20 protein-coding genes and 1 other RNA gene are annotated in these 25981 nt (G+C 66.3%); 11 read left to right on the top strand and 10 right to left on the bottom strand.

The window, feature by feature from the left end; all coding sequences use genetic code 11:
- Positions 1-11 precede the first annotated feature (11 nt).
- Complete coding sequence (gene zipA, locus ACCQ07_RS08330; protein WP_014089858.1) at positions 12-743, top strand: cell division protein ZipA; 732 nt, start codon at positions 12-14, stop codon at positions 741-743.
- A 6-nt stretch (positions 744-749) separates the two neighbouring features.
- Positions 750-1133, top strand: coding sequence for a hypothetical protein (locus ACCQ07_RS08335; RefSeq protein ID WP_014089859.1), 384 nt, complete (start codon positions 750-752; stop codon positions 1131-1133).
- A gap of 181 nt (positions 1134-1314) precedes the next feature.
- Here ACCQ07_RS08335 and ACCQ07_RS08340 read toward each other — a convergent pair whose 3' ends face one another.
- On the bottom strand, positions 1315-2439 hold the full coding sequence (locus tag ACCQ07_RS08340; protein ID WP_372363977.1) for a pyridoxal phosphate-dependent aminotransferase: 1125 nt from the start codon (positions 2437-2439) through the stop codon (positions 1315-1317).
- A 344-nt stretch (positions 2440-2783) separates the two neighbouring features.
- On the opposite strand from ACCQ07_RS08340, the gene ligA reads away from it, so the two are divergent.
- The 3 genes from ligA to ACCQ07_RS08355 all read left to right on the top strand — a co-directional run bounded on the left by ligA (position 2784) and on the right by ACCQ07_RS08355 (position 7039).
- Entirely contained in the window at positions 2784-5285 is a 2502-nt protein-coding gene (gene ligA, locus ACCQ07_RS08345; RefSeq protein WP_109290677.1) for an NAD-dependent DNA ligase LigA, read from the top strand.
- Positions 5282-6244, top strand: a complete 963-nt coding sequence (gene epmA / locus ACCQ07_RS08350; RefSeq protein ID WP_372363978.1) for an EF-P lysine aminoacylase EpmA — start codon at positions 5282-5284, stop codon at positions 6242-6244. The genes ligA and epmA overlap by 4 nt, the downstream gene beginning before the upstream one ends.
- Positions 6245-6352: 108 nt before the next feature.
- Entirely contained in the window at positions 6353-7039 is a 687-nt protein-coding gene (locus tag ACCQ07_RS08355; RefSeq protein ID WP_008576270.1) for a DUF3011 domain-containing protein, read from the top strand.
- Positions 7040-7043: 4 nt separating this feature from the next.
- Here ACCQ07_RS08355 and ACCQ07_RS08360 read toward each other — a convergent pair.
- Positions 7044-7120: non-coding RNA, sX9 sRNA (locus ACCQ07_RS08360), on the bottom strand.
- Positions 7121-7243: 123 nt separating this feature from the next.
- Between ACCQ07_RS08360 and mtnA the strand changes: the two genes are divergently transcribed.
- The 3 genes from mtnA to ACCQ07_RS08375 all read left to right on the top strand — a co-directional run bounded on the left by mtnA (position 7244) and on the right by ACCQ07_RS08375 (position 13910).
- A complete protein-coding gene (gene mtnA, locus ACCQ07_RS08365) occupies positions 7244-8308 on the top strand; it encodes an S-methyl-5-thioribose-1-phosphate isomerase (RefSeq protein ID WP_011347031.1) in 1065 nt (354 codons plus the stop codon).
- A 209-nt stretch (positions 8309-8517) separates the two neighbouring features.
- The gene (gyrA, locus tag ACCQ07_RS08370) at positions 8518-11217 is read left to right on the top strand and encodes a DNA gyrase subunit A (RefSeq protein ID WP_014089864.1); all 2700 of its coding nucleotides are present in this window, start codon (positions 8518-8520) and stop codon (positions 11215-11217) included.
- A 224-nt stretch (positions 11218-11441) separates the two neighbouring features.
- Entirely contained in the window at positions 11442-13910 is a 2469-nt protein-coding gene (locus ACCQ07_RS08375; protein ID WP_372363979.1) for a membrane-bound PQQ-dependent dehydrogenase, glucose/quinate/shikimate family, read from the top strand.
- A gap of 346 nt (positions 13911-14256) precedes the next feature.
- On the opposite strand, the gene ACCQ07_RS08380 is transcribed toward ACCQ07_RS08375, so the two are convergent.
- The 5 genes from ACCQ07_RS08380 to hutI form a co-directional block, all read right to left on the bottom strand.
- Positions 14257-14985: a hypothetical protein gene (locus ACCQ07_RS08380; protein ID WP_008576266.1), complete on the bottom strand. Its 729-nt coding sequence runs from the start codon at positions 14983-14985 to the stop codon at positions 14257-14259.
- 269 nt (positions 14986-15254) lie between these two features.
- Complete coding sequence (gene hutU, locus ACCQ07_RS08385; RefSeq protein WP_014089866.1) at positions 15255-16922, bottom strand: urocanate hydratase; 1668 nt, start codon at positions 16920-16922, stop codon at positions 15255-15257.
- Between the two features lie 16 nt (positions 16923-16938).
- Positions 16939-17796, bottom strand: a complete 858-nt coding sequence (hutG, locus tag ACCQ07_RS08390) for an N-formylglutamate deformylase (RefSeq protein WP_033479085.1) — start codon at positions 17794-17796, stop codon at positions 16939-16941.
- A 181-nt stretch (positions 17797-17977) separates the two neighbouring features.
- Entirely contained in the window at positions 17978-19519 is a 1542-nt protein-coding gene (hutH, locus tag ACCQ07_RS08395; protein ID WP_031422068.1) for a histidine ammonia-lyase, read from the bottom strand.
- A 13-nt stretch (positions 19520-19532) separates the two neighbouring features.
- Positions 19533-20738, bottom strand: a complete 1206-nt coding sequence (gene hutI, locus ACCQ07_RS08400; RefSeq protein ID WP_372165702.1) for an imidazolonepropionase — start codon at positions 20736-20738, stop codon at positions 19533-19535.
- Positions 20739-20798: 60 nt separating this feature from the next.
- Here hutI and ACCQ07_RS08405 point away from each other — a divergent pair, with 60 nt between their 5' ends.
- Genes ACCQ07_RS08405 through hutC form a run of 3 tightly spaced genes read left to right on the top strand, consistent with a single transcriptional unit; the run spans position 20799 to position 23223 of the window.
- A complete protein-coding gene (locus ACCQ07_RS08405; protein WP_008576256.1) occupies positions 20799-22169 on the top strand; it encodes a formimidoylglutamate deiminase in 1371 nt (456 codons plus the stop codon).
- A 60-nt stretch (positions 22170-22229) separates the two neighbouring features.
- The gene (locus ACCQ07_RS08410; protein ID WP_122273057.1) at positions 22230-22457 is read left to right on the top strand and encodes a hypothetical protein; all 228 of its coding nucleotides are present in this window, start codon (positions 22230-22232) and stop codon (positions 22455-22457) included.
- A gap of 28 nt (positions 22458-22485) precedes the next feature.
- Positions 22486-23223: a histidine utilization transcriptional repressor HutC gene (hutC, locus tag ACCQ07_RS08415; RefSeq protein ID WP_008576253.1), complete on the top strand. Its 738-nt coding sequence runs from the start codon at positions 22486-22488 to the stop codon at positions 23221-23223.
- A gap of 182 nt (positions 23224-23405) precedes the next feature.
- Here the strand turns inward: hutC and ACCQ07_RS08420 are convergent, their stop codons facing one another.
- The 3 genes from ACCQ07_RS08420 to ACCQ07_RS08430 form a co-directional block, all read right to left on the bottom strand.
- Positions 23406-24404 carry a restriction endonuclease gene (locus ACCQ07_RS08420; protein WP_011347042.1) on the bottom strand — a complete coding sequence of 333 codons (999 nt, stop codon included), beginning with the start codon at positions 24402-24404 and terminating at the stop codon, positions 23406-23408.
- Between the two features lie 539 nt (positions 24405-24943).
- Positions 24944-25504: a phasin family protein gene (locus tag ACCQ07_RS08425; RefSeq protein WP_008576248.1), complete on the bottom strand. Its 561-nt coding sequence runs from the start codon at positions 25502-25504 to the stop codon at positions 24944-24946.
- A gap of 162 nt (positions 25505-25666) precedes the next feature.
- The gene (locus tag ACCQ07_RS08430; protein WP_008576246.1) at positions 25667-25942 is read right to left on the bottom strand and encodes a polyhydroxyalkanoic acid system family protein; all 276 of its coding nucleotides are present in this window, start codon (positions 25940-25942) and stop codon (positions 25667-25669) included.
- Positions 25943-25981 lie beyond the last annotated feature (39 nt).

Consider the following 25981-nt stretch of genomic DNA (forward strand, 5'->3'; position numbering starts at 1 on the left):
AGGCACGCTGAATGTCCGACATGGCCATGATCCGGATCGGGATCCTGATCGCTGGACTGCTGCTGGTCGCGGCCATCTTCCTGTTTGGTCGCCCGAAGAAATCGCCGCAAGGGCGCCGGGTCGACAAGGACGAAGGCCAGCAGCGCGAACGGCGCGAGCCGGTGATTTCCAGCGAGTTTGGTGTGGAGGGTGACGCTGCAGAACGCGCAGAAGGCGTCGAGCAGAGCGAGCTCAACCTGGAAGGGCAGGATGCTTCCGGCGGCAACGAGGTTGGCAAGCGCCCGAACCAGGATTTCGACAAGATCGTGTCGTTGTTCGTGGCCGCCAAGGCGGGCCAGGTGTTGCGCGGCGAAGATGTGGTGGTGGCCGCAGAGAAGACCGGGCTGGTGTTCGGCCACATGAACGTGTTCCACCGCTTGGTGGAAGGCCACCCGGAGCGCGGGCCGATCTTCAGCATGGCCAGCATCCTCAAGCCCGGCAGTTTCGACATGGCCAACATCCGCGAGATGCAGACGCCGGCGATTGCGTTCTTTCTCACGCTGCCGGCACCGATGACTGCGCTCGACGCCTGGGAAAAAATGCTGCCCACCGTGCAGCGCATGGCCGAGCTGCTGGATGGCGTGGTGTTGGACGACAGCCGCAATGCGTTGGGCCGCCAGCGTGTTGCGCATATCCGCGACGAACTACGCGCCTACGATCGCCAGCACCAGGCACCGCCGCTGACCAAGTCGCCGCGCTGGTGAGTTGACATGTTGAGCCTGCGGGGCGTGTTGGCGGTGGCGTTGCTGCTGGTGCTGTGGGCGATCTTGGCGATGCCGTTGTTGTGGATCTTCACCAGGATCGCCGCGCGCCTGCGCAAAAGGCCGCGACATTCGCCCTGGGTGGTCGTGGGCTTTGCTGCCGCGATCACGTTGCTGGTCGCGCCGGTGCCGACGCCTTTCGTCAGCGTGTTCATGCCGCACGCCATCGCGCTGCTGGATCGCCGCTATTACCTGCACATCCTGCAAGGCCCGCCGCTACTGCACGAGCTGCTGTTGTGGAACGCCGGCTCGATGGCGCTGACCTTCGTCATCAGCTATCTGTGGATCCGCCGCACGCTGCGCGCACCGGAGCCTGATGGATTGGATCGCTAGGAACTTAAAGCCCCTCTCCTGCGGGAGAGGGGGTGGGGTGCGGGTACGGGGCGAAGCCCTCGTGCAGCCGGACAACGCCAGGCGTCGCTCGCATCCTCATCCACCCCTTCGGAGCACCTTCTCCCCCATGAAAGAGGACAATGTCCCCAGGGAGAAGGATCTACCACTCAGTGCTGAGTGCTCAACGCTTGGCTTTCCCGAATGCCTCGCGGAAGCGCAGCATTTCCGCTTCGGTCCCCACGCTGACGCGCACGCGCTTGGGCCAGATCGGCCAGCTGCGGCCGACGATGACGCCCTGCTTTTGCATCGAATCGGCGAACACGCTCGCATCGCGCTTGACGTCCAGCAGGAAGCAGTTGGCTTGCGAGGGCAGGCAGGTGTAGCCCTTGCCCTTGAGCCAGGCGATGGTCTCCTCGCGTACGCGGGCGTTCTCGGCGCGGCGGGTCTGCACCAGCAGCGGGTCGCGCAGGCTGGCGATACCGGCGGCCATTGCCGGAACCGACACCGGGTTGCTGCCGAAAGCGGCAAGTTTGGTCTGCAGGCCGGGCGGGGCAAGGGCGGCGCCCAGGCGCAGGCCGGCCATGCCGTAGAGCTTGGAGAAGCTGCGCAGCACGATCAGATCCTGGCGCTGACGCACCAGATCGGCCACCGAGGGCTCGTTGCTGTAGTGGATGTACGCCTCGTCGACCACCAGCACGGCGCTGGCCGGTTTGTTGGCCAGCAACCATTCGATGTCGGCGCGCGGGGTGGTGGCGCCGGTGGCGTTGCCGGGGTTGCACAGGTACAGCATGCCGGCAGTCGGGTCGGCCTTGGCCATCGCCTTGACGTCATGCGCGCCATCGGCACGCAGCGGCACCTTGCGTACGGCCACCTCGCGGGCGGTGGCGCTTTCGATCAACGGGTCGAAGCTCGGGTCGGCCACCACCAGCCCTGCACGCGCGGACGTGAACAGGCTGCCGGCACGGTTCAGCGCGTCCCGCGACCCGGGGAATAACGACAGATGATCGTTGGGCAGCTGCAGCTCGCCGGTCATCAGGTTACGCAGATCCTGCTCCATCTCGAGCAGGTAGCGGCCCGAGCGTGCCAGCGAACGGGTGGCAGCGTCCAAGGCGGCCGGGGCAGGCCCGAGCGGATGCTCGTTGAGGTTGAGGTAGACCGTGCCGGCCGCCGCGGCCACGCCCGGCGTTGCCGGCGCCGCGGCGCGCTTGCGGGCCGCTTCGGCTGCGGGTGCCAGCCCCAGTGCGGAAACCGCCACGCCGGTGGTAGCGAGGCTGAGAAACGAACGGCGCGAGACGGGCAACGACACGGCGAACTCCATAGGCGGCGGGCAAAGAGGGCGCCACGCTAGCGGGTTTGTGTCTGTCTGCCTATCGGGGAATTGCCATAAAACTGGTTCGACGCGTGCTTGCAGGCGTTGGACGGCAGAGACAGGTGGCGTGACGGTGGCTGGCTGTAATGGCCGTGCTCCTGCCGGGCCCGCTGTCCAGCCCGGATGCGAATGGGTGCTGACGCACCCGGTGCGCATCGACGCAAACGACTTCATCCATCGCTCAAGCATCGCTCAGTCATCGCGAACGGCACCCGCACCGCTGACCTTGGCATCGGCATGGCCCGTTAGAATAGGCGGCCCAGAGCCAGCCCTGCGATCGTATGACTGCCAGCCCGGATCCCGCTCAGCGCATCGATGCCCTGCGCCGTCGCATCGAAGACGCCAACTACCGGTATCACGTGCTCGACGAGCCGCAGATGGCCGACGCCGATTACGACAAGTTGATGCGCGAGCTGGAGGCCTTGGAGCGCGCGCACCCGGAATTGGCCAGTGCCGATTCGCCAACCCAGCGCGTCGGCCATCTGGCCGCCTCGCGGTTTGCCGAAGTGCGGCATGCCTTGCCGATGCTGTCGTTGGGCAATGCGTTCAGCGAGGAGGAAGTGACCGAGTTCGTGCGCCGCATCAGCGAGCGGCTGGAGGTCAAGCAACCGCTGTTTTCGGCCGAACCCAAACTCGATGGCCTGGCAATCAGCCTGCGCTACGAGAATGGCGAGTTCGTGCAGGGCGCCACGCGCGGCGATGGCGCCACCGGCGAGGATGTCAGCGCCAACCTGCGCACCGTCAAGGCGATTCCATTGCGGCTGCGCGGCGAGGGCTGGCCGCAGGTGCTGGAAGTGCGCGGCGAGGTCTACATGCCGCGCGCCGCGTTCGAAGCCTACAACGCACAGATGCGTGCGCAGGGCGGCAAGGTGCTGGCCAACCCGCGCAATGGCGCGGCCGGCTCGCTGCGCCAGCTGGATGCGCGCATCACCGCGCAGCGCCCGCTGAGCTTCTTTGCCTACGGCGTCGGCGAAGTGAGCGAAGGCGCATTGCCGCAGACCCATTCGGCGATCCTGGCGCAACTGCGTGCGTGGGGCTTTCCGGTCAGCGCGCTGGTCGAGGTGGTGCAGGGCAGCGATGGTCTGCTGGCGTATTACCAGCGCATCGGTGCCGCACGCGATGGGCTGGCCTTCGATATCGATGGCGTGGTGTACAAGCTCGACGATCTGGCCGGGCAACGCGAAATGGGCTTCGTCTCGCGCGCGCCGCGTTGGGCGATTGCGCACAAGTTCCCCGCACAGGAGCAGTCCACCACGGTCGAGGCGATCGAGATCCAGATCGGCCGCACCGGTGCGGCCACGCCGGTGGCGCGCCTGAAGCCGGTGCATGTGGCCGGGGTGATCGTCACCAATGCCACGCTGCACAATGCCGACCAGATCGCGCGGCTGGATGTGCGCGTGGGCGACACGGTGATCGTGCGCCGCGCCGGGGACGTCATTCCTGAAGTGGCCGCTGTGGTGGCCGACCAGCGCCCGCCCGGTACCCAGGCCTGGCAGATGCCGACGCAATGCCCGGTGTGCGGTTCGCAGATCGTGCGCGAAGAAGGTCAGGCGGTCTGGCGCTGTTCCGGCGAGTTGACCTGCCCGGCGCAGCGCAAGGAGGCGTTCCGGCATTTTGTCTCGCGGCGCGCGATGGATGTGGACGGCCTGGGCGAAAAATTCATCGAAGTGCTGGTCGACAGTGGCCTGGTGAAAGGCGTGGCCGACCTGTATCTGCTAAGCGTGGATCAGCTGCTGCAATTGCGCCTGATCAGCACGGCCGAGAGTCCGCACGCGTTCTTGCGCGAGGCGCGCGAGCATCTGGCCAGCGGCGCATATGCGCAGCTGGAAACCAGCGTGGTCGGCATCGGCGTGGACCTGGCCGGCGAGCGCGACGTGCCGCAGACCTGGCAGGCCGATCTGCTGCGCGCAGGCTTGCCGCGCTTCGACTGGAACCGCAAGAAGATCGCCACCAAGTGGGCGGAGAATCTGATCGAGGCGATCGAAACATCGCGCGACACCACGCTGGAGCGTTTCCTGTTTGCGCTGGGTATCGAGCATGTGGGCGAAAGCACGGCCAAGGCGTTGTCGGCCTGGTTCGGCGACCTGGAATTGATCCGGCATCTGCCGTGGCCGCTGTTCAAGCGCGTGCCGGACATCGGCGGCGAAGTGGCGCGTTCGCTTGGGCACTTCTTCGATCAGGCCGGCAATCAGCAGGCCATCGATGACCTGCTGCAGCGTGGCGTGCGCATCGGCGATACGCATCCACCTTCGCCCAAGCTGCGCGAGGCGCTGAGTTTTGCCAGCGTGCTGGAAGACATGGACATTCCCAAGGTGACGCCGGTGCGCGCGCAGCAGCTTGCCGCGGCGGTGGATTCGTTCGCTGCGCTGCGCACGGCCGGTGCCGATGCCTTGCAGCAGGCCGGCGTTCCGGCACCCGTGGTGGCCGCATTGCTGCAATGGCTGGATCGCCCCGAAAACACTGCGCTCGCGAATGCGGCGCAGCAGGCGATGGAAACCGTGCTGGCGCGTCTGCCCCAAGCCGATGCGCTGCAGGCCGGCCCGCTCGATGGCCAGACCGTGGTCATCACCGGGACCCTGGCTGCGCTGACGCGCGATGCGGCCAAGCAGCGGCTCGAAGCATTGGGCGCCAAGGTCGCCGGTAGCGTCTCCAAGAAGACGGCATTTCTGGTGGCCGGCGAAGAAGCCGGTTCCAAGCTCGACAAGGCGCAGTCGCTGGGCGTGGAGATCTGGGACGAAGCGCGTCTGCTGGCCTTCCTGGGCGACCACGGCCAACAGCCATGAGCACGGCGCAGTTGGATCTGGCCGCGCTGCAGTTGCGGGCGCGGCTCAACGCCACGATCCGCGACTTCTTCGCCGAACGCGGCGTACTGGAAGTGGAAACGCCGGTGCTTTCGGAGGCCGGCAATACCGAACCGAATATCGAAAGTTTCAGTACGCGCTTCACCGGTCATGTCGATGCTGGCGCGCCGCTGCGCTGGTTGCGTACCTCGCCGGAGTATCCGCTTAAACGCCTGCTAGCCGCCGGCCTGGGCGATTGCTACGAACTGGGCCGGGTGTTTCGCAACGGCGAAGCCGGTGGCCGTCACAACCCCGAGTTCAGCATGCTCGAATGGTATCGGGTGGGCTGGAACGATCGCAGCCTGGCGCAGGAGACCATCGAACTGGTGCGTCGCGCGCTGGCGCTGGTCGGGCGCCAGGCGAGGGTGCAGGTGCTGACGTATCGCGCGCTCTTTGTGCAGGCGTTGGGCATCGACCCATTGTGCGACCCGATCGAAACGCTACGCGCTGCCTTGCATGACGTGGCGATCGATCCTGTGGGTCTGACCCGCGACGATTGGCTGGACCTGCTGATGACCCATCGCATCCAGCCGTGCTTTGCCGCCGACACCCTGACGGTAGTGCACGATTGGCCGGCCAGTCAGTGTGCGTTGGCGCGGATCCGCCACGACGATCCGCCGGTCGCCGAGCGCTTCGAGCTGTATCTGGGCAGTTTCGAGGTGGCCAATGGCTATCACGAACTGAACGATGCGCAGGAGCAGCGTGCGCGCTTCGTGCGCGACAACGCCGTGCGTGCGGCACGTGGATTGCCGCAGCTGCCGTTGGACGAGCGCCTGCTGGCGGTGTTGTCGCAGTTGCCTAACTGCGCCGGTGTGGCGGTGGGCGTGGATCGCCTGTTGATGGCCTTGCGCGGCACCACGCAGATTGCCGACGTGCTGGCGTTCGACTTCGCCCGCGCCTGAGTCATCTGGCTGTCATCGGCGCCGTATTGCTATCTTCACATCGATGATGCTCTCATCTTCACGTCCACGGGGGCGCGACGAAGATCGTTCGGGGTGAGGATTGTCGGCATGAAGTGGCTGGTCAGCTTATGCGGTTTGTGGTGCTTGCCGCTGCTGCTGCTCGCCGATGCGCGCGCGTCCGACCGCGCAGCCGGCGTGGTGCGCTGCGAGTCCAAGGACCTGGCGCGCGTGCACTGCGCGATGGACACCGCCCAGGGCGTGCAACTGGTGCGCCAGCTCTCCGAAACCAGCTGCATCCGCGGTAGCGAATGGGATGTCGAACGCGACGGCGTGTGGGTCGAACAAGGCTGCCGCGCCGAATTCGCAGCGACCCGTGCGAAGACCGCAACCGTGATGCGCCGCGTGGTGCGCTGCGATTCCAATGGAGGCACGGTGGCGTGCCCGGTGGTGCTGCGGGGCGCGCCGGTGCGGCTGCTGCGGCAACGCTCGATGTGGCCATGCAAGGAAGGGCGCACCTGGGGCGTTCGCCGCAACGAAATCTGGGTCTCGCGTGGATGCGACGGCGAATTCGAAGTGGGCGCAGAAGATGGCTCCGGCTTTGTCGCGGTGCCGCGCATGGTTACCTGCGAATCGAAGAAAAGCGCGCGGCGCACCTGCGGCGTGTCGGTGGAACGTGCGGTGCGCCTGGGCCGGCAGATGTCCAAAACGCCCTGCGTGGAAGGCCAGACCTGGGGCTGGAGCCGCGACGGGGTGTGGGTGAACGACGGCTGCCGCGCCGAGTTCATCGTCGACTGAGAGCGGCCAACACGACATCGCGCGCAGTCGTCAGGCGGGTCGGGATGACGCGCCGTCAGCGCAGGTGTACGAGTGGTACCTGCCGATTCCGGGCACCGGCACCGGCTGCGCCCGCCTGCCGGCTGCGCAGTGGGTTTGTTGGCCGCGCCAAGGCCGCGCGGTCATGCAACGGCGCAGGCGCTGCGCGCGCCTTACAATGGACGCATGAACGACAGCGCCCATATCGATTACGCCCGCTACGACCACATCCGGCCACTGCTGTGGACCGGCGATGCCCTTGAATTGCTCGACCAACGCAAGCTGCCTTTCGAGGTGGCGCATGTGCGTTGCGATAGCAGCGACGCGGTGGCCGAGGCGATCCATTCGCTGGCCGTGCGCGGTGCGCCGGCGATCGGCATTGCGGCAGGTTGGGGCGTGGTGCTGGCCGCGCGCGACATCGCTGCCGACGACGGCAGCGCTGCGCTGCAGAAGCTGGAGCCGGCGCTGCTGCGGCTCAACGCGGCGCGTCCGACTGCCGTCAACCTGGCCTGGGCGCTGATGCGCATGCGCCGCGTACTGGGCGCGGCCGGCGCCGACTGGCGCGAGGTGATCGCGCGCGAGGCGCAGGCCATCGCCGATGAAGACCTGGCCGCCAACCGCCACATGGGCGCGCTTGGCGCCGCGTTGATCGCACCGGGCAGCGGCGTGCTCACCCATTGCAACACCGGCTCGCTGGCCACCGCCGGCTTTGGTACCGCACTGGGCGTGATCCGCGCCGGCATGGCGCAACAGCGCATTGCCAAGGTGTTCGCCGGAGAGACCCGGCCGTGGCTGCAGGGCGCACGCCTGACCGTGTGGGAGCTGCAGCAGGACGGTATCGACGCCACCCTGATCGCCGATTCGGCGGCCTCGCATCTGATGAAATCCGGACTGGTGCAGTGGGTGATCGTCGGCGCCGATCGTATCTGCGCCAATGGCGATACCGCCAACAAGATCGGCACCTACCAGCTGGCCATCGCCGCGCGCCACCACGGGGTCAAATTCATGGTGGTGGCGCCGTCGTCCACGGTGGATATGGCAACGGCCAGCGGGGACCAGATCGAGATCGAGCAGCGCGATCCCGGCGAGTTGTTCGGCGTGGGCGGGGTCAGGACGGTGGCCGATGGCATCCATGCCTGGAACCCGGTTTTCGACGTCACTCCGGGCGATCTGATCGACGCAATCGTCACCGAACGCGGCGTGATCGCGCAGCCGGACCTGGCGCGGATGCAGGCCGCCTTCGGCGCCTGAGCCCGGGGCCGGCCGCCCGGCTTCCAACGCCGCCCAAACTCCCTGCAAGTGCTTGTTTCTGGCTGGTAAAGCGGAGGCGTCGGGATGCCCTGCCGTGGTACAATCCGGCGCTTGAATCGATCGGCGGGAGCGTGGGGTCGGCAGCCTGATGCAAGGGCGCTCCCGACGCGGCTTTCCGGCTCGCCCGCCACCTCACATACGGAACCCGAATGGCAGAAACCGCCAAGGAAATCATCCAGGTCAACCTGGAAGACGAGATGCGCAAGAGCTACCTCGATTACGCGATGAGCGTGATCGTGGGCCGCGCACTCCCCGATGCCCGTGATGGCCTCAAGCCTGTGCACCGGCGCGTGCTGTACGCGATGCACGAGCTGGGCGCACACAGCAACAAGGCCTACTTCAAGTCGGCGCGTATCGTCGGCGACGTCATCGGTAAATACCATCCGCACGGCGACCAGTCGGTGTACGACACGCTGGTGCGCATGGCGCAGCCGTTCTCGCTGCGCTACATGATGGTCGACGGTCAGGGTAACTTCGGTTCGGTCGACGGCGACTCCGCTGCGGCAATGCGTTACACCGAGTCGCGCATGTCGCGGCTGGCGCATGAGCTGATGGCCGACATCGACAAGGAAACCGTCGATTTCCAGCCCAATTACGACGAAAAGGAACAGGAACCGACGGTCATGCCGACCCGGTTCCCGAGCCTGCTGGTCAATGGCTCGGCCGGTATCGCGGTGGGCATGGCCACCAATATCCCGCCGCATAACCTGACCGAGGCGATCAACGCCTGCATCGCGCTGATCGACACGCCCGAGCTGGATGTCGAAGGCCTGATGGAATACATCCCCGGCCCGGATTTCCCCACCGCCGGCATCATCAATGGCACCGCCGGCATCGCGGCCGGCTACCGCACCGGCCGTGGCCGTGTGCGCATCCGCGCCAAGGCCGATGTGGAAGTGGCCGACAATGGTCGCGAGGCGATCGTCGTCACCGAGATCCCGTACCAGGTCAACAAGGCGCGGCTGATCGAGAAGATCGCCGAGCTGGTCAAGGAAAAGAAGCTCGAAGGCATCAGCGAGTTGCGCGATGAGTCCGACAAGGACGGCATGCGCATCTACATCGAAGTCAAGCGCGGCGAATCTGCCGAGGTTGTGCTCAACAACCTGTACCAGCAGACCCAGATGGAGGCGGTGTTCGGCATCAACATGGTGGCGCTGATCGACGGCCGCCCGCAGTTGATGAACCTCAAGCAGATGCTGGAGGCGTTCATCCGCCACCGCCGCGAGGTGGTCACCCGCCGCACCATTTTCGAACTGCGCAAGGCGCGTGCGCGTGCGCACGTGCTGGAAGGCCTGACCGTTGCGTTGGCCAACATCGATGAAATGATCGAGTTGATCAAGACCTCGGCCAACCCGCAGGAAGCGCGCGAGCGCATGCTGGCCAAGACCTGGCAACCGGGCCTGGTGGGCGCGCTGTTGGGCGCCGCCGGCGCCGAAGCCTCCAAGCCGGAAGATCTGCCGCCGGGCGTGGGCCTGATCCAGGGCTTCTACCAGCTCAGCGAAGTGCAGGCCTCGCAGATCCTGGAAATGCGTCTGCATCGCCTGACCGGCCTGGAACAGGAAAAGCTGACCGACGAGTACAAGCAGTTGCTCGGCGTCATCGAAGGCCTGATCCGCATCCTGGAAAACCCGGACGTGCTGCTGCAGGTGATCCGCGACGAGCTGATCAATATCCGCGAAGAATATGGCGACGAGCGCCGCACCGAAATCCGTCACAGCGAAGAAGATCTGGACATCCTGGATCTGATCGCGCCGGAAGACGTGGTGGTGACGCTGTCGCACGCCGGGTACGCCAAGCGCCAGCCGGTGAGCGCGTACCGCGCGCAGCGCCGCGGTGGCCGTGGCCGCTCTGCCGCAGCGACCAAGGAAGAAGATTTCATCGACCAGCTGTGGCTGGTCAACACGCATGACACGCTGCTGACTTTCACCAGCAGCGGCAAGGTGTTCTGGCTGCCGGTGCACCAGTTGCCGGAAGCCGGCTCCAATGCGCGTGGCAGGCCGATCATCAACTGGATTCCGCTGGAAGCCGGCGAGCGCGTGCAGGCGGTGCTGCCGGTGCGCGAATACGCCGACAACCGCTACGTGTTCTTCGCCACACGCAACGGCACGGTCAAGAAGACGCCGTTGAGCGAATTCGCCTTCCGTCTGGCGCGCGGCAAGATCGCCATCAACCTGGACGAGGGCGATGCGCTGGTCGGGGTGGCCTTGACCGATGGCGACCGCGACGTGTTGCTGTTCGCTTCCAACGGCAAGACCGTGCGCTTTGGCGAATCCACCGTGCGTTCGATGGGCCGTACCGCCACCGGTGTGCGCGGTATCCGTCTGACCAAGGGCGAGGAAGTGGTCAGCCTGATCGTGGCCGAGCGTGCTGGCGGTGTCGAAGAAGAGATCGAAGGCGAGGAGGTCGATGACGTGGTGGAAGCCACCGATGGCGGCGAGTCTGCCGTGATCGAGGTCGCCGACGACGGCAATGTGGCCTACATCCTGACGGCCACCGAGAACGGCTACGGCAAGCGCACCCCGCTGACCGAGTACCCGCGCAAGGGGCGTGGCACCCAGGGCGTGATCGGCATCCAGACCACCGAGCGCAACGGCAAGCTGGTGCGTGCAGTGCTGCTGGGCGCCACCGACGAAGTGCTGTTGATTTCAGATGGCGGCACGCTGGTGCGCACGCGTGGTTCGGAGATCTCGCGCGTTGGCCGTAACACGCAGGGCGTCACGCTGATCCGCTTGTCCAAGGGCGAAAAGTTGCAGGCGGTGGAACGCCTGGACGCGTCGCTGGATGAAGTGGATGAGGTGGTGGACGAAGCAGGCGCAAGTGTGAGTGAGGCGCCGCCAACTGACGCATGATCGCAGCGCCAACGCGACGCAGTTGAGCAAAAACGCCGGTGAAAACCGGCGTTTTTTTATGCGCGAAGGTTTGGGGCGCCACGCTTTATGGCGAGTGCTGACATCTGCAACGCAGTGTCTTCATGCGTTCGCCGCAAAGATCGCGGCTCTTTCACTGGCCCGGGTCGAAGGTTGTGGGTGGTGCGGCGGCGTTGCGTCGCCGCTGAGTCGAAGAGGAACAAGGGATGACGATTCTGGATCGTCCTTCCGGTCGCGGCCATTGGGCGCTGGCGACCTTGGGAGGCGTGATTGCTTTACTGGGCGCGGTGCTGCTTGCCGGTGGCGTGTGGCTGGCTGCGTTGGGCGGCTCTTGGTATTACGCACCGGCCGGCGCGGCGATGCTGATTGCTGGTGTGCTGCTGTTTCGTGGCCGCAATGCGGGCGCCTGGTGGTTTGCCGGCGTAGTGGCGGTTTCGTTGCTCTGGACGTGGTGGGAATCAGGCAGCGATTACTGGCGCTGGGTGCCGCGTCTGGGCCTGATCGTGGGTCTGGCATTCGTGCTTGCGCTGTTGCTACCGAAACTGCATCGCCCTGTGTCGCGCACGGTATCGCGCAGCCTGGCCGGTGCGCTGGCGATGGTATTTGTGGTGGCGTTCGCATTGGCGTTCATGCCGCATGGCGTGACTGAAGCCGATGGCGCGCTGGCGCATGCGGCAGGCATGCTCGGTGGTCTGGTCAACCGCGACACCTCCGCCCCGGTCGAGGCGTCCGGCGTACAGCCGGCGAATGCACCGGCCGACGGCGATTGGGCCGCATACGGACGCAGCCAGGCCGGCCAGCGCTATTCGCCGTTGCAGCAGATCAATCGCGACAACGTCGCGCAGCTGCAGCAAGCCTGGCTTTTCCACACCGGCGATCTGCCGAACAAGCGCTGGGGTGCGGAAACCACGCCGCTGAAGGTGGGCGACAGCCTGTACCTATGTACTGCACGCAACCAGGTGATTGCGCTGGATGCCGCCAGCGGCAAGCAGCGCTGGCGCTACGATCCCAAGGTCAAGGACGAGGCGATTCCGTACACGGCGGCATGCCGTGGCGTCTCGTATTACGAAGTGCCGGTGGCTGCTACCGCGGTGGATGCTGGAGCAACCGCACAGCTGTGCGGCACGCGCGTGATCGAAGGCACGCTCGACGGGCGCTTGATTGCGCTGGACGCACGTAGCGGCACGCCATGCCCGGATTTCGGCAGCAACGGTCAGGTCGACATCACCGTCGGTATGGGCCAGACGCCGCCGGGCTATGTGTCGATCAATTCGCCGCCGGCCATCGTGCGCGGCGTGGTGGTCACCGGGCATCAAGTGCTCGACGGGCAGAAGCGTTACGAGCCCTCCGGTGTGATCGAAGGCTTCGATGCGGTGACCGGCAAGTTGCGCTGGGCCTGGGACATGACGCATCCGGAATGGAACGGCGCACCGCCGCCGGGCCAGAGCTGGACGCGCGGCACGCCCAATATGTGGACCACCGCCGCAGCCGATGAGCAGTTGGGCTATGTCTATCTGCCGATGGGCAATTCCACAGCCGATTACTGGAGCAGCTCGCGCACGCCGCAGGAAAACCGTTACGCGACCTCGCTGGTGGCGCTGGATGTCGCCACCGGCAAGCCGGCATGGAATTTCCAGACCACCCACATCGATGCATGGGACTACGACCTGGGCTCGCAGCCGAGCCTGATCGACTTCCCCAAGGACGGCGTCAACGTGCCGGCGGTGCTGTTGCCGAGCAAGCAGGGCGAGCTGTACGTCCTGGATCGGCGCACCGGCAAGCCGCTGGTGGGCGTGGAAGAGCGTGCGGTGCCAGGCGGTGGCGTGGAGCCGCAGATGCGTGCCAGGACGCAGCCGTTCTCGCTGTACCACACGTTGCGCAAGCCGGATCTGACCGAACGCGACATGTGGGGCATGACCCCGATCGACCAGCTGGTTTGCCGTATCCAGTTCCGCAAGGCCAGCTATAAGGGCATCTACACGCCGCCGGAAGCGGACCGGCATTCGATCGAGTACCCCGGTTACAACGGTGGTTCGGATTGGGGCAGCGTGGCGGTAGATCCGCACCGCGGTGTGATCGTGGCCAATTACAACGACATGCCCAACTACAACCTGCTGGTGCCGCGCGCCAAGGCCGACAAGCTGGGTTGGGCACCGCGTGATGAAGTGCGTGGCGATGCGGGCGGTGCGGAAGGCGCAGGCGACCCGCAGACCGGCACGCCGTATGCAGTCAACGTCAATGCCGGCTGGCGTCTGCCGTTCACCAAGTTGCTGTGCAAGGAGCCACCGTATGGCGGCATCCGCGCCATCGATCTGGCCAGCGGCAAGACGCTGTGGGACCGCCCGTTCGGCAGTGCGCGCGGCAATGGCCCGTTCGGCATCCGTTCCGGCCTGCCGATCGAAATCGGTACACCGAACAATGGTGGCGCGGTGGTGACGGCAAGCGGTTTGATCTTCATTGCCGCAGCCACCGACGACCTGATCCGCGCGATCGATCTGGCCACCGGCAAGGAGCTGTGGCATGCCAAGTTGCCGGCCGGTGGCCAGGCCAACCCGATGGTGTACGAATACGGTGGCCGCGAGTATCTGGTCATCATGGCCGGCGGGCACCACTTCATGGAGACCCCGGCAGGCGATGCGTTGATCGCCTACGCGTTACCGCAGAAGGCGCAATGATGTCGGAGACGAGCGGGGGCGGCTGCTAAAGACAGGCAGACGCCATGCCACGTGGTTGGTGGCTGGAATCGGAGTGTGCAATGCAGGCAGACATGCTGATGTCGCCCGCGAGTCGTCCTCCGGCAGCTACGAGGGATCGCACCATTCGTCAGTGACTCAGGACGTTGAAGCACGAAAAAGCGCACCGCAAGCGGTGCGCTTTTTTCTTGAAGCACATCTGGCAAGCGCTCAGCTATCTCGGCAAGACGACGCTATCTGCCCAGCGCTTGCCCACATGATGCATCAGGCCGCACGCTTTCCCGATTCCCGATTCCCGATTCCCGATTCCCGATTCCCGATTCCCGAATCACCCAACGTTCGCCGCCACCTCGTCGTCCTGCACCGCATCGCGCACATCCTGCGCCAGCGTCGCCTTGACGATGATCGAGCGGATCGCATCGGTGGCCTCGGACAGCGGCACATCGTTGCTCAGGCGCTGGAAGGTGTCGCGGCTGTTGTAGCCGGAACCATCCTTCAGGTAGTGCTCGTACATCGATAGCAGATCCTGGCAGGCGGTGATCAGCGCAGCGACATTGCCACGTACCAGCGCATGACCGATCTGATCGAAGCTGTGCAGGCAATCGGCAAGCCAGTGCAGGTCGTAGCGCGCGGTGGCAGGCTCGGGTGCGTTGTGGCCGCGGCTATAGGCGCTGTAGCGACGCAGGCTGCGCGCCACGCGCGCCACATGCGCGAACAGCGTGCCGATCTCGCTGGCGATATCCAGCCGCTGCACCAGCACCATGGGAATCACTTGGCCGGCAGCGGCTGCCTGCTGCTCGGAGGCGTTCTGCTCATGCTGTTCCAGCGATTGCTTGAGCACGGCATAGCTACGCTGCAGCGATTCCAGTTCCAGCGTGGTGGCCGCCGCACGCGCCTTCAGTTGCGATAGCGCCGCCTGATAGCGGCCAAGGCTGTCCTGCGTACTGGCAAGCTCGCCGGATTCGGCACGTAGCTGGCGGCCACGCACGAATGCCAGCCCGGTCGCGATCAGCGCCCAGAGTGCGAATGCAGGCACCAGGTAGATCAGGATGCCCATGGGGATTCCTCGAAACGTTGCATATCTTGTCGGCCTGCAACGCGCAGACTTGAGGCTGATCCTCGGCGCATGCCCTGATCCGGGACATCGTGCCCAGACACCGCAACTGCATGGTGCCGGCGCACAGCATCTGATGTGGCCAATGGCAGCCGTAAGAGGCCCGACAGCGGGCCCTTGCGGGGGACCGCGGAATGCATGAACAAGGCTGCGGGCGGGAGCGGCCCGGATGCTGCAGCGGTGCCCCCAAAGCGTGGCGCTGTTCGGCCGGGTCAGCGAAGAATGCCAGGCAAATCCAGCCCTTTTTCCTTCGCGCAATCGGTTGCAATGGCGTAACCGGCATCGGCGTGGCGCATCACCCCGGTGGCCGGGTCGTTCCAGAGCACCCGTTCGATGCGCTTGTCGGCGGCCTCGCTGCCGTCGCAGACGATGACCATGCCGGCGTGCTGCGAAAAGCCCATGCCGACGCCGCCGCCGTGATGCAGCGACACCCAGGTGGCGCCGCTGGCGGTGTTGAGCAGGGCATTGAGCAGCGGCCAGTCGGAGACCGCGTCCGAGCCGTCGGCCATCGCTTCGGTTTCGCGATTGGGCGAGGCCACGCTGCCCGAATCCAGATGGTCGCGGCCGATCACCACCGGCGCCTTCAGCTCGCCGCTGCGCACCATGGCGTTGAAGGCCAGGCCCAGCCGGTGGCGATCGCCCAGGCCCACCCAGCAGATGCGCGCGGGCAGGCCCTGGAAGGCGATCTTTTCGGCGGCCATGTCGAGCCAGCGATGCAGGTGCGCATCGTCGGGGATGAGCTCCTTGACCTTGGCGTCGGTCTTTGCGATGTCGTCCGGGTCGCCGCTGAGCGCAACCCAGCGGAACGGGCCAATGCCGCGACAGAACAGCGGGCGGATGTAGGCAGGCACGAAGCCGGGGAAATCGAATGCGTTATCGATGCCGGCTTCCAGCGCCATCTGGCGCAGGTTGTTGCCGTAATCCACGGTAGGCACGCCCAGCGCGTGGAAAGTGAGCATGGCGCGGATGTGGTTGGCCATCGACTCGCGCGCAGCGGCTTCCACTTCCTTGGGCGCGCTCACGCGTTTTGCGTCCCACTCTTCCACGCTCCAGCCCTGCGGCAGGTAGCCGTTGACCGGGTCGTGCGCAGAAGTCTGGTCGGTCAACAGATCCGGCTTGATCCCGCGCAGCAGCAGTTCGTCCAGCACGTCGGCGACATTGCCGAGCAGGCCGACCGACAGCGGTTTTTTCGCGGTGCACGACTCCTCGATCAGGCGCAGCGCCTCGTCCAGAGAGTCGGTCCACGTATCCAGATACCCGGTACGCAGGCGCATGTCGATGCTGGAGCGGCGGCACTCCACCGCCAGGCACGAGGCGCCGGCCATTACCGCCGCCAGCGGTTGCGCGCCGCCCATGCCGCCGAGACCGCCGGTGAACAGCCACTTGCCAGCCAGGTTGCCGGCGTAGTGCTGGCGGCCCATTTCCACGAAGGTTTCGTAGGTGCCCTGCACGATGCCTTGCGCGCCGATGTAGATCCAGCTGCCGGCGGTCATCTGGCCGTACATGGCCAGGCCCTTTTGATCGAGTTCGTTGAAGTGGTCCCAGTTGGCCCAGCGCGGCACCAGGTTGGAGTTGGCGATCAGCACGCGCGGCGCATCGGCATGGGTGCGGAACACGCCCACCGGTTTGCCGGACTGCACCAGCAAGGTTTGGTCCTCGTCCAGCCGCGTGAGCGCAGCGACGATGGCGTCGAAGGATTCCCAGTCGCGCGCGGCGCGGCCGATACCGCCGTAGACCACCAGTTCCTGCGGGCGCTCGGCCACGTCCGGGTCCAGGTTGTTCATCAACATGCGCAGCGGCGCTTCGGTGAGCCAGCTCTTGGCGGTGAGCGTGGTGCCGGTGGCGGCGCGAATGACGCGGGTTGCATCGTGACGGGTCATGCCGGGTTCCTTGCAATCAGCGGTTGGCCGCAGGCGGCGCGGCGTCGGAAGAGGGCGCATTGGCAAAGTGCAGGCAGGCCTGCAGCACGTGGCGCAGTACCGCGCGCAGCACCACGGCGTGTACCGGCTGCCACGGCGTTGGCCAGTTTTCGGGCGTGAGGCTGTCGGGCTCGCGCATGTAGCCGCGACAGGCCAGTTCCATCTGCAAGGTGTGCACGCCATGCGCGGGCTGCGCGTAGTGGCGGGTGATCCAGCCGCCCTTGAAGCGGCCGTTGCGCACCGTGCTGGAGCCGCTGCTGCGGCACAGGCGCTCCACCGCATCGACCAGGCGCCGGTCGCAGCTGCGGTCCTCGTTGCTGCCGATATTGAATTGCGGCAATTCGCCATCGAACAGATGCGGGATGAACGAGCGGATCGAATGCGCGTCGTAGACCACGATCTTCGCGTGCTGCGCGCGCAGGCGCGCAATTTCCCCCGCAAGCGCGGCGTGGTACGGGTCGAACCAGCGCGTGCGACGCAACGCGATCTGCGCCTGATCCGGTGCCGCACCATCGGCATACAAAGGCTGATTGTCGAAGGTGGTGAGCGGGCACAAACCGGTGGTGTTCTGGCCCGGATACAGCGAGGCCCCGCTCGGGTCGCGATTGACGTCGATGACCGAGCGCGAGATGGCAGTCCGCAGCGTGGTGGCGCCCAGCGCCTGTGCGAAGTCGTAAAGCTGGTGTACCCACCAATCGGTATCGCGGCGCGCCAGCCACGGCGACACGAACTGGTCGGCCACGTCCTCCGGTAACTCGGTGCCGGTATGCGGAAAACTGACGATCAACGGCGCGTCGCCGCGGTGCAGTTCCAGCCAGTCGGGCAGGGCGTTCATCGCTGCGCTCCATGCACGCGTGCTGCGTGCGTGCGGCATGCGTTGCGCAGCTGTGCGTTGCGGATGCGTCGCGTGCGCGGCGCGGCGTCATCGCAAGTGCGTGCGCTTGGAGAGATCGCGAAAGACTGCAGTTGCGGCCGCGACGAGGCAGGTATCGATTCGCTGCACAAGCGCTGCCTACTCATACGTCCTGCTCCACACCCGGCAACGGGATCGCCACTGCCTGCGCCAGCGCGCCCGAGCGCACCAATGCGCTGGCAGCCAGCATGTCCGGATGAAAGTAGCGGTCGTCCTGCAGTGTCGGCACCTGCGCGCGCAACAGGGCACGCGCCGCTTCCAGCGCAGTGCTGGAGCGCAGTGGCGCATGGAAATCGCAGCCCTGCACGGCGGCCAGAAGCTCGATGCCGATGACGTTGGTGGCGTTCTCGGCCATCGCCAGCAAGCGGCGCGCACCGTGCGCAGCCATCGACACGTGATCTTCCTGATTGGCCGAAGTCGGAATCGAATCGACACTGGCCGGATACGCGCGCTGCTTGTTTTCCGATACCAGCGCGGCGGCGGTCACCTGCGGAATCATGAAGCCGGAGTTCAGGCCCGGGCGCGGGGTGAGAAAGGCGGGCAGGCCGGACAGTGCCGGGTCGACCAGCATCGCGGTGCGGCGTTCGCTGATCGAGCCGATTTCGCAGACCGCCATCGCCAGCATGTCCGCGGCGAAGGCGACCGGCTCGGCGTGGAAGTTGCCGCCAGACAGCGCTTCACCGGTGTCGCTGAAGACCAGTGGGTTATCGGACACGCCATTGGCTTCGATCTGCAGGGTGCGCGCGGCCTGACGCATCACATCCAGCGCCGCCCCCATCACCTGCGGCTGGCAGCGCAGGCAGTACGGGTCCTGCACGCGCACATCGCCCAGCCGATGCGATTCGCGAATGGCCGAATCGGCCATCAGGGCGCGCAATGCGGCAGCGGTGGCGATCTGCCCGGGCTGCCCGCGCAAGGCATGAATGCGCGCATCGAAGGGCGTATCCGAGCCCTTGGCCGCTTCCACCGACAACGCGCCGGTGACCAGCGCGGCCTGCAGGACGGTTTCGATCTCGAACAGACCGGCCAGGGCGCAGGCGGTGGAAAACTGGGTGCCGTTGAGCAGGGCCAACCCTTCCTTTGCGCCCAGCACGCGCGGCTGCAGCTGCGCATGTGCAAGCGCGTCGGCAGCAGGCAGTCGCTGCGCGCCGACGAAGGCTTCGCCAACGCCGATCATCACCGCGGCCAGATGCGACAGCGGTGCCAGGTCGCCGGAAGCGCCCACCGAGCCCTGGCACGGCACCACCGGGGTGATGCCGGCGCGCAGCATCGCTTCCAGCAACGCCAGCGTGCCCGGCTGCACGCCGGACGCGCCCTGGGCCAGGCTGGTGAGCTTGAGCGCCATCATCAGCCGCACCACCGGTACCGGCGTGGGCTCGCCCACACCTGCCGCGTGCGAGAGCACGATATTGCGTTGCAGGGTCTGCAGATCCTCGGGCTCGATACGCACGCTGGCCAGCTTGCCGAAGCCGGTGTTGACGCCATACACCGGCTCGCCACGCGCCACGATGGCCTCCACCGTTTGCGCGCTGCGCAGCACCGCGGCAGCGCATGCATCGTCCAACGCGACGTCGGCACCGCGATACAGCGCACGCCATTGCGCCAGCGTGACCCGGCCGGGTTGCAAGACAACAGAAACACTCATGACGACTCCGGATTCAGCACAGATGCCCGCGCCAGACGCGGGCATGAAGAGGATTGAAGCCCATGCGGTAGACCAGATCGGCCGGCGCATCGATGTTCCAGATCGCCAGGTCGCAGTCCATGCCGGCGCGCAACTGGCCCAGGCGCTCGCTGCGGCCAAGCGCCCGCGCAGCCTCGCGGGTGAACCCGGCGATGCATTCGTCCACGGTCATGCGGAACAACGTCGCCGCCATGTTCATCGCCAGCAGCGGGCTGGTCAGCGGCGAGGTGCCCGGGTTGCAATCGGTGGCCAACGCCAGCGGCACGCCGGCCGTGCGCAGCGCGGCAATCGGTGGCAGTTGGGTATCGCGGGTGAAGTAGAACGCGCCTGGCAGCAGCACTGCCACCGTGCCGGCAGCGGCCATCGCCTCAATGCCCGCCTGGTCCAGGTACTCGATGTGATCGGCCGACAACGCGCCGTAGCGTGCGGCCAGTTCGGCGCCGTGCTGGTTGCTCAATTGTTCGGCGTGGATCTTGATGCGCAAACCATGCGCTTGCGCCGCAACGAAGACTTTTTCGGCCTGCGCCTGCGAGAACGCCAGATGCTCGCAGAACACGTCCACGGCCTCGGCAAGCCCTTGCGTGGCGATCGCCGGAATCATCTGCGTGCAGACCTGGTCGATGTAGTGCTGCGCCTGCCCACCAGGCGGCACGGCATGCGCGCCCAGGAAGGTCGGCACCACTTCCACCTTGCGCAGCGCGGCGAGTTGGCGCGCCACGCGCAGCTGCTTGACTTCATCGTCCAGCGTGAGCCCGTAGCCGGATTTGATTTCCAGCGTGGTGACGCCTTCGCCAAGCATCGCATCCAGGCGCGGCAGGCTGGCGGCCAGCAACGCCGCACCGTCGGCGGCGCGGGTGGCGCGCACCGTCGCCACGATGCCGCCGCCGGCTGCGGCGATGTCGGCATAGCTGGCGCCGCGCAGGCGTTGCTCGAACTCATTGGCACGGTTGCCGGCGTACACCAGGTGCGTGTGGCAATCGATCAGGCCGGGGCTGATCCAGCGGCGCCGGCAGTCGTGCGCACTGTCGGGCTGCAGCGCCGGGGCCTGTGCGGCTGCGCCGGCGTAGACGATATGGCCGTGCCGGCAGGCGACGATGCCATCGTCCACGATGCCCAGGCCGCCATCGGTCGCATCCAGGGTCATCAGTTGCGCGTTGTGCCACAGAACGTCGCAATGCATGGCGCAGGCTCGTGGTGTCTGATATGTATATACAATAAGTTCGGCGATCGAGGGTGTCTAGTGGCAGACCAACAGACGCAGGTGTTCTGGGCAGCCCGGGCATTGTTGCCCGACGGCTGGGCGAGCAAGGTGCGGGTCGCGGCAGAGCAGGGCCGCATCGTTTCGGTGGAGGCCAATGCGGCTGCTGCGATTACCGACACGCGCTGCGACGTGCTGTTGCCTGGCTTGGGGAATCTGCACAGCCATGCCTTCCAACGCGGCATGGCGGGGTTGACCGAAGTCGGCGGGCGCAGCGGCGACAGCTTCTGGAGCTGGCGCGAGCTGATGTACCGCTTCGTCGACCGGCTCGACCCGGACAGCCTGCAGGCAATCGCCGAGCAGGCATATGTTGAAATGCTCGAAAGCGGCTTCACCCGGGTCGGCGAATTCCATTACCTGCATCACGCAGCCAGCGGTGTGCCGTATGCGCAGCCCGGCGAAATGTCCGAGCGCATTGCCGCCGCTGCCGCCAACACCGGCATCGGGCTCAGCCTGTTGCCGGTGTTCTATGCGCACTCGGATTTCGGTGGTGCCACCCCCAGCCCGGCGCAACGCCGTCTGATTCACGACATTGACGGCTTCGCGCGCTTGCTGGACGACTGCAGACACAGCCTGAAAGCGCTGCCGGACGCGGTACTCGGGCTGGCGCCGCACAGCCTGCGCGCGGTCACTCCGCAGCAACTGGCAGCGCTGGTGCCGCTTACCGATGGCCCCATCCACATCCATATCGCCGAGCAGCAGCGTGAAGTGGATGCCTGCCTGGCCTGGTCCAAGCAGCGCCCGGTGCAGTGGCTGTTGGCCAACGCGCCGGTGGATGCGCGCTGGTGCCTGGTACACGCCACGCACGTGGATGCACACGAACTGCAGGCAATTGTCGCCAGCGGCGCGGTCGTCGGTCTGTGCCCGATCACCGAGGCGAATCTGGGCGATGGCGTGTTCCCGATGCAGGCCTTCGCTGCTGCGGGCGGGCGTTTCGGCGTGGGCTCGGATTCGAATGTGCTGATCGATGCAGCCGAAGAACTGCGCCTGCTCGAATACGGCCAGCGCCTGACGCTGCAGGCACGCAATGTCGTGGCGCAGGGGCCGGTGTCGAGCGGACGCTGGCTCTACGATCAGGCCGGCATGGGTGCCGCGCAGGCGCTGGGCCTCGCGCAGACCGGCATCCGTGCCGGAGCAGCGGCCGATCTGATCGAACTGGACACCGCGCATCCGGCCCTGCTGGCGCGCAGCGACGACGCCTTGCTGGACAGCTGGCTGTTCGCCGCGCGTGGCACCGCGGTGCGCAACGTCTGGCGCGGCGGGCGCTGGGTGGTGCGCGAGGGGCAGCATGTCGACCGCGCCCGTATCGCCGCACGGTTTGCCGCGGTGTTGCGCAGCCTGCTGGGCCAGTGACATTGCTCATCGCACGGTGGCGAGAGTGGTCAGGTGGCTGCCCAACGGCGCGCAGGAGTCGTGGTGTACGCTTTGCACCTGCCGATGACGGGCCCCGGCCGCAACCGCCAGTGGCTGCGCCTGAACCGCTCCAAGCGGATGCGCGCGCAGTGCTGCTCCTGGAGCCACCGCAGACGCAGCTGCGTCGCCGGAGCAGGTGCATGCAGTGCGCTCGTCCATGCAGCGTGCATGGTGCATGCCGCAACGTGCAGCTGGCGCACGCTGCCGACCATGCGGCATGCCGATTGAATAGCCGCTCTTTCCGGAGACCCGCGCTTTGACCGCCACCACCACCATCGTGCCTGGCACCTTGCATCAGCGCATCCGCCAGGATCTGGAACAACGCATCCATAGCGGCGACTGGCCGCCCGGGCACCGCGTGCCGCCTGAGCACGAGTTGATGGCGCAGTACGGCTGCTCGCGCATGACGGTGAACAAGGTGCTCGGCTTGCTGGCCGATGCCGGCATGATCGAACGCCGCCGCCGTACTGGGTCGTTCGTGGCACGGCAGCACCCGCATCTGGAACAGGTGGCGCTCTCGATCCCGGACATCGAAGTGGAAATGACCACGCGCGGCCATGCGTACCGGTTCTCTTTGTTGTCGCGGCAGCTGCGCAACGTGCGGCAGCGCGTGCCGCAGGAACGTGCGCTGGGCAGCACCGGCAAGGTGCTGGAATTGCAGAGCGTGCACCTGGCCGACGGCCGCCCGTTTGCGCTGGAGCACCGCGTGATCGACATCAACACCGTGCCCGACGCATTGGACCAGCCGTTTACGGAGGTGGCGCCGGGCAGCTGGTTATTGCGCAACGTGCCATGGACGCGTGCCGAGCACCGCATCAGCGCTGCCAGTGCCGACGCCGCGCAGGCCGAGCAGCTCCAGGCGGACGACGGCGCGGCCTGCCTGGTGATCGACCGCCACACCTGGCGCGGCGAGCTGCCGGTCACCTACGTGCGCCAGATGTTTCTAGGCGGTTCGTACGATCTGGTGGCACGGTTCGCGCCGGGACTGCGCTGAGATGACGTCGGCAGGCGACGGGCGCGGTACTGCAGCGCTCAAGTCGCCAGGGGTTCGCTGAACGGTACCGGCCGTGTTGCAGTCGCTGCACGCCGGGATGGCGGCGACTGCGTGTTCACGATCAGGTGCCCGGCTGGGCAGGCAGGCGACGCGGCACGACGACAGCAGCCAACGCCCCAGGATCAAATCGTGCTGCATTGACGCCAGCGCACCGGCTCGGCGGTGCCCGGGCGCGGGTTGAGTTGCACGCGCACCGTGCGCAGGTACGGGTAGCGTTGCAGCTCGCGGCAAATCAGCGGCCATGCCGCGCTGTCTTCCACCGTCCGATCCACTACCAGGGTTGCCTGGGTCAGCCAGATGCCACGCACCAGCCCCGGTGTCTGCGCCAACGCCTTGGAAACCTCGCGCTGATAGCCTTGGATGGTGGCTGCATCCGGTTCTGCGCCGGCTGCCGGCGCGGCCGGGGCCACTGCAGTAGGTGACGGGCCCGGCTGGGCGGTACTGGCGGAGGGCGTGGGCGGTGCGACCACGCGGGCCGGTGCGGGAATCGGTGCAGACGCCGCAGCGGGCGGTGTGGCCCGCGTCGGAGCCGGCGGGCGCAGCGCCAGCACCGCCATGACGGCCAGCGTCGCCAGCGCGGCGCCGGCGATGATGCTATGGCGGATCGCGCGGCGGCGCGCCGCACCAACCACGCCGGCTTCCACATCGCCAGGCAGATAGGGTTTGAGCAGCGGCCACAGACGCACACCGTCCAGCACTTCGATCGATTGTTTCTCCGCGGCGGCGATACCTTCGCGCTCCATGCGGCCTTCGGTCACCATCACGCCGCCGTTTGCACCAGCCAGCCGTGCCATCGCGCCCAGCTCGTTCACCGCCGCCACGCCGATGCGATAACCGCGCCCGTGCTTGCAGGCCACCAACCGGGTGCCATGCTCGGTCTGCATCATGAAGTCGGCGGTGGGCAGGCCATCCTGCGGCAGCTGGGTGGGCTGCCATCCGCGTTGATCCTGCAGGACGCGCAGCACCACGGCGGAAAAATCGCGCCAGTGCATGATGGCCAGCGCACGGACGCCTTCATGCACTTCATTGGCGCGTCGTCGTACCAGCCACAGGTAGGCAGACACCGCCAGCCAGAGCAGCAGTGCGGCCAAGGGCGCCAGAATCCAGGAAGGCATGAGCATCAAGCAATGGCGCGTATAACGAATCGTGCGTGTAGAAGAATCCTTCGCGAAAGATTCGTCAATGGATCGAGCGCGGTGATATCGCGAGCCGTGATCCAGATAGCGAAAGACCCGCCAGTCCGAAGCCGTGAGGGGAGGGGAGCAAACGGACTTCGTAACGCAGGACTGGCGGGTCGTTCCCGATTGTCCAAAAAATCATGTTGCTTTGCAACATCGGGCCGGAAGAGCTGCGTTTTGGCGCTAAGCCACTGATTCAAAAAGGCTGCGCAGAGCCAAATCGCACGTCAGCGACGCTGCATCCTCACGCCGGTCCATCGCCAACGCGCGGCTGCGGATTAGCCAATACACCACCCACGGTGAGTTGCACCCATCGGCGCGGGTAGCACCAGCCGATGACACCGCTCGAGGTGGCTGGGGGCGCCGCGCTTGGCCGGCGTGCAGAAACGTAGTGCGCAGCTGCACTCGGCGATGACTCCCTTCACCATCTCGGGCAACAACCGCGCCGTCACATGACAGCGCGGCTGCTTTCACTGTTGCGCTCATTCCGGGTCGAACGCACCGGGATTGCTGGACGACGATGCCGCCCCGGCACCCGCGCCGCCGGCAGCGGTCGTCTCGCTGGCCGCCTGCGCCGCCTGGTTAGCGGTACGGTTGGCACGCTTGGTGGCCGCGGTATTTGCGCGGACCTGGGCCTTCAGCGATTCGACCTCGCGCCGCAGGTTTTCCAATTCTTCCTGCTCGGGAATGTTGAGCGTGCGCAGCACGCCCTTCACGCGTTCGTCGAAGGCCTTGCCCAGTCTGTCCCAGCCGCGCACCGCGGTATCGCGTGCCTGCTCGAACTGGGTTTCCACCTCTTCGCGCAATTCGTCGACGCTCTCGGCCGCCCTGCGCTGGCCGGTGCGCTCATAGGCGGCGCCCTCGCGCACCAACGAGTCGAACAGCTTGCTGCCTTCGTTCTGCACGCGCCCAAGCGCGCCCAGACCGGCAAGCCATACGGTCTGAGCCGATTCGCCAAGCCGGCGCGAGATCTGTTCCGCCTGCGCCTGGAAGCCCTGGGCCGCGTTACCGCGGTTACCGTTCTGATCGTATCCGGTCGTCATGCGATGCTCCTGTAGGTTGCCAACGTGACATTGCGTTCACCCTAGTGCCGACCCTGCATCGGGCAGGTGAAGCACTGCCCGATCAGGCGTGCCGAAAGCATCTACCCGCAAGCGCCCGAGCAGGTGACTTGACGCTGAAGCAGCGCAGCGCCAATCGCGCGATCAGGCCAGTTTTTCGGCCAGCAAGCGCCGGATTTCCGATTCCACCATCGGCTGCACCGCCGACAGCAAAAAGCCGAGTTCGGCGGTGACGTGCACTTGTTGCGGCAACAGCGCGATTGCTCCGTCCACGCCGGCACGTGCGATGCGCAAAGTGTCGCCTTCCCAATGCGAAGCGACGCCGTAGCGATCGGTCAGCTTGCGCGCCGCCTCGTCGATGGCCGCGCGTGCCTGGGCCGGCGTCAAGGAATGGTCGTGGCGGATATCGATGCTGGACATGGGTGCGATGGGTCATGCGAAAAGTGAGGGCGCATTGTG

It is taken from the genome of Xanthomonas sp. NCPPB 3583 (assembly GCF_041475715.2).
In the GTDB taxonomy this organism is placed as follows: domain Bacteria; phylum Pseudomonadota; class Gammaproteobacteria; order Xanthomonadales; family Xanthomonadaceae; genus Xanthomonas; species Xanthomonas euvesicatoria.